The organism is Streptomyces sp. NPDC006283 (assembly GCF_040613325.1).
Lineage (GTDB): Bacteria > Actinomycetota > Actinomycetes > Streptomycetales > Streptomycetaceae > Streptomyces.
The window spans coordinates 34030-42891 of sequence record NZ_JBEXRZ010000042.1; the positions used below are offsets into that span (position 1 = coordinate 34030).

At 73.4% G+C, this 8862-nt stretch carries 6 protein-coding genes and 1 pseudogene; 6 read left to right on the top strand and 1 reads right to left on the bottom strand.

Features of this window, described 5'->3' with window-relative positions; translation table 11 throughout:
- The first annotated feature begins 111 nt into the window (after positions 1-111).
- From cobT to ABZ070_RS12100, 3 genes are all read left to right on the top strand, one after another.
- Positions 112-3738, top strand: coding sequence for a nicotinate-nucleotide--dimethylbenzimidazole phosphoribosyltransferase (gene cobT, locus ABZ070_RS12090; protein WP_356632646.1), 3627 nt, complete (start codon positions 112-114; stop codon positions 3736-3738).
- Positions 3739-3943: 205 nt separating this feature from the next.
- Positions 3944-5176: a uroporphyrinogen-III C-methyltransferase gene (cobA, locus tag ABZ070_RS12095; protein ID WP_356632648.1), complete on the top strand. Its 1233-nt coding sequence runs from the start codon at positions 3944-3946 to the stop codon at positions 5174-5176.
- Between the two features lie 112 nt (positions 5177-5288).
- Entirely contained in the window at positions 5289-6104 is an 816-nt protein-coding gene (locus ABZ070_RS12100) for an RNA methyltransferase (protein WP_356632650.1), read from the top strand.
- Positions 6105-6123: 19 nt separating this feature from the next.
- Here ABZ070_RS12100 and ABZ070_RS12105 read toward each other — a convergent pair whose 3' ends face one another.
- Positions 6124-7290, bottom strand: a complete 1167-nt coding sequence (locus tag ABZ070_RS12105; protein ID WP_356632652.1) for a serine/threonine-protein kinase — start codon at positions 7288-7290, stop codon at positions 6124-6126.
- 232 nt (positions 7291-7522) lie between these two features.
- On the opposite strand from ABZ070_RS12105, the gene ABZ070_RS12110 reads away from it, so the two are divergent.
- The 3 genes and pseudogenes from ABZ070_RS12110 to ABZ070_RS12120 all read left to right on the top strand — a co-directional run.
- Entirely contained in the window at positions 7523-7753 is a 231-nt protein-coding gene (locus ABZ070_RS12110; RefSeq protein ID WP_356632654.1) for a hypothetical protein, read from the top strand.
- Between the two features lie 220 nt (positions 7754-7973).
- Positions 7974-8180, top strand: a complete 207-nt coding sequence (locus tag ABZ070_RS12115; RefSeq protein ID WP_356632656.1) for a hypothetical protein — start codon at positions 7974-7976, stop codon at positions 8178-8180.
- 153 nt (positions 8181-8333) lie between these two features.
- Positions 8334-8777, top strand: a pseudogene (locus tag ABZ070_RS12120) (aminoglycoside phosphotransferase family protein); the annotation flags it as partial.
- Between the last annotated feature and the right edge of the window lie 85 nt (positions 8778-8862).

The following is an 8862-nucleotide window of genomic DNA, read 5'->3' on the forward strand; positions in this document are numbered from 1 at the left end:
ATCGTGCCGCGCGGCGCACACGCTCGTTCTTGTTGACGGGCGTCAGGTGTGCCGCTGTCGGACGTCCCGGGCGATGGGCGAAGGAGCAACCGATGGGCGAGGGGTACGCGCATGACTGACACCGGCCAGATCCCGGGTGAGGGGCTGCCGGAGAACGCAGGCATGGTGGAGCAGCCGGGCGTCCCCGCTCCCGGCGCGTACACCTACCTCGAACCCTCCGCGAGCAGCCCGGAAGAGGACGACCTCCTGCTGATGCCTGGTGCGCAGGGCGCATGGAGCGACCCCCAGCACGCTGCCATGGCTCCGGCCGGGCACATGCAGGCGGCGCCCGCCACCGATCAGTACGCGGCGGCGCCCGCGGGCGTTCAGCCGATGGCGCCCCAGGACGCGGCGCTGCATCAGAGCGGCGAGTACCGGACCGATTACGGGTCCGCCGCCTACCAGGCGCACGACTACCAGGCCGCACCGGCTGTGCACGGTGTCGAGCAGGGGGCAGGGGAGCCCGCCCCGGGCGATGCGTTCGTGCCTGGCTCGGCGCCGGAGGCGATGACGGCTCCCGAGTTCGTCGAGGTGACTCCGGCAGTCCAGGAGCCCGCCTTCCAGGAGGTCCAGGCCCCGCCCCAGGGCTCGCAGCAGTTCCAGGACGGCCTGCCCCAGGACTCTCAGCAGTACCAGGTCCCGGCGCAGGAAGTCGCCGCACAGGAGCCGTTGGTGCAGGTACAGGGGACGATGTCGGTGATCCCCGGCGTGGCGCCGGACGACCCGGCCGCCGTCGCCGCGCAGGCGCAGGCCCCCGTCGCGGTCGAGGCCTCCGCCGAGTCCTCCGTCGTAGCCGAGGCCCCGGCGGAGACGCCCGCTGCTGCGGCGCACGAGCAGGGCGTGCCCCAGTACGAGGCGGTCGCCGCCACACAGACGGCCGTCCACGAGACCGGCGCCCACGAGGCGGGCGGCCGTGACTCCGGCTCCGTCGACCTCGGCGCCGTACGGATGCCCGCGGCCGCCACCTCCGCCATGCCGACGCCGCCTCCCGCGCGTCGCCCGCTCCACATGGGACCGCCTGTGCCCGACACCTCCAGCGGCGTGGTCCGCTCGCTCGCCGACCGAGGTCCGGCCGGAACGCCGCCGCATCCGATGGTCGTCCGCACCACCCCGGCGCAGCCCGCCCACACGGGCGTGGAATACCTCGACGTACCGCGCGAGGAGCCCGCCGCCGAGCTGCCCGGCCCGCAGCTGGGGGAGATCCCCCCGCAGGCCGGTGCCCCCTGGGACCCCCAGCCGCCACAGGACCACGCGCCCACGGCCACGCCCGTGGCTGCCGAAGAAACGGTCGTCCCGCAGGCGTCGGCCGAGTCGGCAGCAGAGCCGACGGCCGAACAGCCCGCCGCCGAGGCCCCGTCGGAGCACGCGCCCGTCGCGGTGGAGGCAACCGTGCCTGCTCCGCGCACCGGCGGCTCGGAGCCGCACCAGCACGCGGCGGCACAGGAGCCGGTCCCCGCACCCGAGGCTGCGCTTCCCGGTGCCGCAGAGGTGCCGCAGACGGAGGCCTTGTCCGAGCCCGCCCCCGTCGAAGCCGCCCCCGTCGAGGCTCCGCAGGCTGAGACTCCGGCCGTTGAGGCGGAGAACGTCGCGCCGTCCGCGTCGGCTCCCGAGGCGGAGGCCCTGCCGGAAGCCGTGCACGCGGCGACCGCGGAAGCCGGCCCCGAAACCGGACCCGTAGCCCAGGCGGACCCTGCCACTGATCCGGAGCCTGAGCCCGGCCCCGACGTCGTCGCGGAGCCCGCCCCCACCGAGGTCGCTGCGGAGTCCGACACCGCTCCCGAGGCGGGCCCCGACGCAACCCCTGCGGAGACGGCCCCCTCGGACGCGACCCCCGCGGACGCTGACGCGGCCCCTGCCCCCGAGACCGGCGAACCCGCTCCTGGCCAGGAGGCCGTCGTGTCTCCCGTCGCGGACCACGACGAGTGCGCGGGCGAGGCCCAGGCCCCCCAGCCGGTCGAGAGGGCCACGGCCCCCGCGCCCGGCTACGACGACGCCGAACGCGAAGCGGTCCTGCGCGTCATGCGCGAACGCCGCGACATCCGCAACGGTTTCCGCAGCGACCCCATCCCGCACGAGGTCCTCCTGCGGGTCCTCGAAGCGGCGCACACCGCGCCCAGCGTCGGCCACTCCCAGCCCTGGGACTTCGTCGTCATCCGCTCCGCGGAGACCCGCCGCACGATGCACGAACTCGCCCAGCGCCAGCGCGAGGCGTACGCCAAGTCGCTGCCCAAGGGCCGGGCGAAGCAGTTCAAGGAACTGAAGATCGAGGCCATCCTCGACACGCCGGTGAACATCGTCGTGACGGCCGACCCCACCCGCGGCGGCCGCCACACCCTCGGCCGGCACACCCAGCCGCAGATGGCCCCCTACTCCTCGGCGCTCGCCGTCGAGAACCTCTGGCTCGCCGCCCGCGCGGAGGGGCTCGGCGTCGGCTGGGTCTCCTTCTTCGACGAGCGCGAGATGGTCCGTACGCTCGGCCTGCCCGAGCACCTCGAGGTCGTCGCCTATCTCTGCGTCGGGTATGTCGACGAGTTCCCCGAGGAACCCGAGCTGATGCAGGCGGGCTGGTCGAAGCGCCGACCCCTGTCGTGGGTCGTCCACGAGGAGACGTACGGCCGCCGGGCGCTGCCCGGCGAGGAGCCGCACGATCTTTTGCAGGAGACCGTCACCAACATCCGCCCGCTGGACGCCAAGGCGCTCGGTGAGGCGTGGGAACGCCAGAAGCGGATGACCAAGCCCTCCGGCGCGCTGGGGATGCTGGAGATCATCTCCGCACAGCTCTCCGGCCTATCCAGGATGTGCCCGCCGCCGATCCCGGAGCCCGCGGCCGTCGCGATCTTCGCGGGCGACCACGGCGTGCACGCCCAGGGAGTCACGGCCTGGCCCCAGGAGGTCACCGGCCAGATGGTGGCCAACTTCCTCGGCGGCGGGGCGGTCTGCAACGCCTTCGCCAACCAGGTCGGGGCCGAGGTCTGCGTCATCGACGTCGGCGTGGCGTCCGACCTGCCGGCCACCCCCGGCCTGCTGCCGCGCAAGGTGCGTGCCGGCACCGCAGACTTCACCACCGGACCGGCCCTCAGCCGTGAAGAGGTGCTCTCGGCGATCGAGGTCGGCATCGAGACCGCCCGCGACCTGGTGGCCGCCGGCAACAAGGCGCTGCTCACCGGCGAGATGGGCATCGCGAACACCACCACGTCCGCAGCGCTGATCTCCGTCTACACGGGCGCCGACCCGTCCGAGATCACCGGTCGCGGTACCGGCATCAACGACGAGATGCACGCCCGCAAGGTCGACGTCGTCCGCCGCGGCCTCGAACTCCACCGGCCCGACCCGGCGGACCCGATCGGGGTTCTGTCGGCGGTCGGCGGTCTGGAGCACTGCGCGCTGGTCGGTCTCATTCTCGGCGGTGCCTCGCTGCGGACACCGGTCGTCCTGGACGGCGTCAGCACGGGCGCGGCGGCCCTCGTCGCCCGCGCCATCGCCCCCGAGGCGCTGGCCGCGTGCATCGCCGGTCACCGAAGTGCGGAGCCCGGTCATGTGGCGGCGCTGAACAAGCTGGGCCTGCGGCCGCTGGTCGACCTCGATCTCCGTCTCGGCGAGGGCACGGGCGCCCTGCTGGCGCTGCCGGTGGTCCAGAGCGCCGCGCGCGCCATGCACGAGGTGGCGACGTTCGACTCGGCAGGCGTCACGGAGAAGTAGGCCGTCCTCGCCCGCGCACCTGGTCCGCTCCGTACCGGGTGCGCGGCGCACAGGTCCCGGAAGCAACTGTTCCGCAACGGCCCCCGAGGCTCCCCACGCGGGGCCGTATCGTGGTGGCCAGGACCCCTCACCCGTCCCCACCAGCCGCTTCAGCGTCGCAGCGGCCTCACTCACCGCCCTGCCCCGCCCGAGGAGCCGCACCGCCATGGCCGAGCACGTCCCGCACGCCGAGCAACCCGCCTACCCCGTCGGTCTCCGTCTCGCGGGGCGGCGCGTCGTCGTCATCGGCGGCGGGCAGGTCGCCCAGCGCAGGCTCCCGGCCCTGGTAGCGGCCGGCGCCGACGTCACCCTGATCTCCCCGTCCGCCACCCCCTCCGTCGAGGCCATGGCCGAGTCCGGCGAGATCACCTGGACCCGTCGCCGCTACGAGGACGGCGACATCGCCGACGCCTGGTACGCCCTCGTCGCCACCAGCGACGCCGACGCCAACGCCCGCGCGTCCGCGGAGGCCGAGCGGACCAAGACCTGGTGTGTCCGCAGCGACGACGCGGAAGCCGCCACCGCCTGGACCCCGGCCACAGGCCGCAGCGACGGCGTGACCGTCGCCGTCCTCACCGGCCGCGACCCGCGGCGTTCCGCCGCCGTGCGCGACGCGATCGTCGAGGGGCTGCGCGACGGCACCCTCGCCGCGCCGCACCACCGCACCCGCGCCCCGTTCGTCGCCCTCGTCGGCGGCGGGCCCGGCGACCCGGACCTGATCACCGTCCGCGGCCGCCGGCTCCTCGCGGAGGCCGACGTCGTCATCGCCGACCGCCTGGGCCCGCGCGACCTGCTCGACGAACTCCCGCCGCACGTCGAGGTGATCGACGCCGCGAAGATCCCGTACGGCCGGTTCATGGCCCAAGAGGCCATCAACAACGCCCTCATCGAGCACGCCAAGGCCGGCAAGGCCGTCGTGCGGCTCAAGGGCGGCGACCCGTATGTCTTCGGCCGCGGCATGGAGGAGGCCCAGGCCCTCGCGGAGGCGGGCATCCCCTGCACCGTCGTGCCCGGCATCTCCAGCTCCATCTCGGTCCCCTCGGCCGCCGGTATCCCGGTGACCCACCGCGGCGTCGCGCACGAGTTCACGGTCGTCAGCGGCCATGTCGCCCCCGACGACCCGCGTTCGCTCGTCGACTGGAAGTCCCTCGCCCGCCTGCGGGGCACGCTGGTGATCCTCATGGGAGTCGACAAGATCGGCGCCATCGCGCAGGCCCTCATCACCCACGGCAAGGCGCCCGACACCCCGCTCGCTCTCGTCCAGGAGGGAACGACCGCCGCCCAGCGGAGGGTGGACGCCACGCTCGCCACGGTCGCGGAGACCGTCAAGGCGCAGGACGTACGGCCCCCGGCCGTCATCGTCATCGGCGACGTCGTCGCCGTCGGCACACAGAAGTAGCCACCGGCAGAAGTAGCCGCCGGTACAAGTGACCACCGGCACAAGTAACCACCGGTAACGGCATTCTGCTGGAACCGTTGGCACCGCACATCCAAGAAGGCAGTATCACCCTGTGGCCGATCTCATCACCATCGAGGACCCCGACGACCCCCGTCTGCGCGACTACACCGGTCTGACCGACGTCGAACTGCGCCGCCGCCGCGAACCGGAGGAGGGCCTGTTCATCGCCGAGGGCGAGAAGGTCATCCGCCGCGCCCGGCAGGCCGGCTACAAGATGCGGTCGATGCTGCTCTCCGCCAAGTGGGTCGACGTCATGCGCGACGTCATCGACGAGGTCCCGGCCCCCGTGTACGCGGTCGACCCCGCCCTCGCGGAACGAGTCACCGGCTACCACGTGCACCGGGGCGCCCTCGCGTCCATGCAGCGCAAGCCCCTCCCGGCGGCGGCCGAACTCCTGACCCCCGCCCGCAGGGTGGTGGTCATGGAGTCGGTCAACGACCACACCAACATCGGCGCCATCTTCCGCAGCGCGGCGGCCCTCGGTATGGACGCGGTGCTGCTCTCACCGGACTGCGCGGACCCGCTGTACCGACGCTCCGTCAAGGTCTCCATGGGCGCCGTGTTCTCCGTTCCGTACGCGCGCCTCGACACATGGCCCAAGAGTCTCGAAACGGTGCGTGAGGCAGGATTCAGGCTGCTCGCCCTCACCCCCGACGAGAAAGCCACCTCCATCGAAGAGGCGGCCCCGCACAGCCTGGAGCGCGTAGCGCTCATGGTCGGCGCGGAGGGCGACGGGCTGTCCACCAAGGCGCTGATGGCGGCCGACGAGTGGGTCCGCATTCCCATGGCACACGGAGTCGACTCGCTCAACGTAGGCGCCGCGGCCGCGGTCGCCTTCTACGCGGTCGCGACCGGCCGCCCCCGTTAGCCGCTGCCGCTGACGGCGGCTACAGCTTCTGGGCCGCCGCGATGCCCAGCGCCACGATCAGCGTGACCACGAAGAAGACCGTGATCCGCTGACGCAGCAGCCGTGGATTGGCGGGCCGCCGCCCGGTCGCCGTCGTCCTGGCGCCCGACCGGGTGCCTCCCTGCCGGCCGTTCGTACCGCCCGTGTTGCGCGGCTGCTGAGGCCGGGACCCGCCGCCGGTACGGGAGGGCGCCTGCGGCCTCGTCGAGCCACCCGTACGCCGCTCCATGCGCTCGGTACGCTCCATGTGCTCCGGGTAGCGCGCGGTGGCACGGTCCAGCTCCACCCGCTCCCGCTGCGCCGGCGGCCGCGCGTCGTGCAGCCCCTGAGCCTCCCTGGCCGCGATCTCCTTGAGCCGCATGGACAGTTGCAGGGTGCTGGGACGCTCCTCCGGATCCTTCGCCAGACAAGCCGAGACCAGCGGAGCCAGTGCGTCGTGCACCCCGTGCAACTGTGGCTCCTCGTGCACCACCCGGTAGAGCATCACCTCGGAACTGCCGTGCCCGAACGGCGAGTCGGCCATCGCCGCATAGGCCAGCGTGGCACCCAACGCGAAGACGTCCGTGGCCGGCGTGACCACGGCACCGCGCACCTGCTCGGGAGCCAGGAAGCCGGGCGACCCCACGGCCGTCCCCACATGGGTCAGCGTGCTCGCGCCCGTCGCCCAGGCGATGCCGAAGTCGATGATCCGGGGCCCCTTGGGCGACAGCAGAATGTTCGACGGCTTCAGGTCGCGGTGCACCACGCCGGCCTCGTGGACCGCGACGAGGCCCTCCGACAGCGCCGCGCCGATCGCGGCCACGTCGGCCGCCCGCAGCGGGCCCTCCTCCGCCACCTTGTCGTGCAGCGAGGGGCCGGGGACGTACTGGGTGGCGAACCACGGCCGGTCGGCCTCCAGGTCCGCGGCCACCAGCCGGGCCGTGCAGCCGCCGCGGATCCGCCGCGCTGCGGACACCTCGCGCGCGAACCGCGAGCGGAACTCCTGATCCTCCGCCAGGTCGGGCCGGATCACCTTCAGGGCGACCCGCTGGCCCCGCCGGTCCGACCCGAGGTACACGACGCCCATACCGCCCGCGCCCAGCCGCCGGTGCAGCCTGAACGAGCCGACGACACGCGGGTCCTCGCGCCGGAGCCGCATCATCGCCATGTCCGTCCCCTACCTACGGTGGGGAGGCCCCACCCCGCTGCCCGGTCGTCCGCTTGTGACGTGGCACAGCTTACGTACCGCCGCGCCGGTGCGCTCATAGGCCGCGCCCTCGTGAGCCGATCGATTGTCAGTGCCCGATGGGACACTTGAGGGGTGGTCAGCGGAGGCCGGATCCATCTCCGCCGGCTCGTGCGAGATCTCAACGCCTCGTCGAAGAAGGGGGATTGGATCGATGAAGGGTGACCGCGTGGAGATAGTCGTGGACGCGGGGGACACGACCCGTACCTACGAAGTGGTGGCAAGCCGGGCGGGCCGCAGGGTCGAGACGGCGGTCCGCAGAGGGGTGGTCGAAGTGAGCGAAGTCACGCGCACCGGCACCGCCGTCCGCACGGCCCGGTTCATGGCCAACCGCGTGCTGGCCCTGGTGGAGCAGCCGGTCCCGCGCGAGGACGCAACCGACTGAGCGGCCCCCTCAGGGAAGACCCCAACTCCCGCAGCGGCGTCTCCACCCTGGGGAGTACACCGGGGGGTGACGGCTCATCCTCCGGGAGGCCCGCCAATCGGTACGAGGGCATGACGCCCGGGCCCCTCCGCTTCCCTAATGTTGATGTCAAGCGGCGGGTGCAGCACTCGTCCCCCGAGGTCAGACACCCGCCGCTGCCAACCACGACAGGAGAAGGACCATGGCGGACACGGCATCGCGGACGATGATCCGCACGCAGGGACGCAGGGCATCCGCCGCGTTCGGCGCCCGCCCGTCCGGCACCCGGCACCCGCTGGTCGCGACAGCCATGGTCCTTCCCCTCGCGGCACTGCTCGTGGTCGTCTTCGGCGGCTGGGATGCGGTGGTCACACAGGCGTCGTCCGTGGGCGTGATGCTGGGGCGCTGAAAGGCGCCCCGGGCCCGGAAGAGCGGTCCGGGTCGGGGACATCCGGCCAACAGCCCCGTGGGGACGGGGGTGCGGCGGACGGCAGCGTTTGGCCGGTCAGCTGGGGAGCTGACCGGCCATCGCGCATTGCGGACCCCGGGATACGCTCCAGCGGTGACCGGACCCGTCGTACGCGCCCTGGCCGACGTCGCCCGCGACGCCGCCCACCGCACCACCCCCCGCGCCACCTGCCGAGCCTGCGGCGCCCGCGAGGGCACCGACGAGGCCCCCGACACCCCCGGCTCCTGCTCCGGCGAGACGCTCGCCGACCGCCCCGACGGAATCGTCGTCCGTCACGGCACCGCCGTCGCCAAGGCCCACGCCCCCGACACCGACCGCGACGGCCACCGCGCCCGCCTCGGCCTGGCCGCCCACCCGGCCTTCGCCGGGATCCTGCTGCCGCCGATCCCGCTCCCGCGCGGGACCGTCGCCGAGCCGCAGGACCGGCCCGTCACGGTGTGGCCCTACGGCACCCCTGTCGACCCGGCGGACCCGGATGCCGCCCCCTGGGAGGACGCCGCCGTCCTGCTGGCCCGTCTGCACCGCGTCGAGCCGTCGCCGCGTTCCTCGCGGGAAGCCTTATCTCTGCGCCTGCGGCGCAGGCCGACGAGGGGCACGGGTGCGCAGGTGCATACGTGAAGTA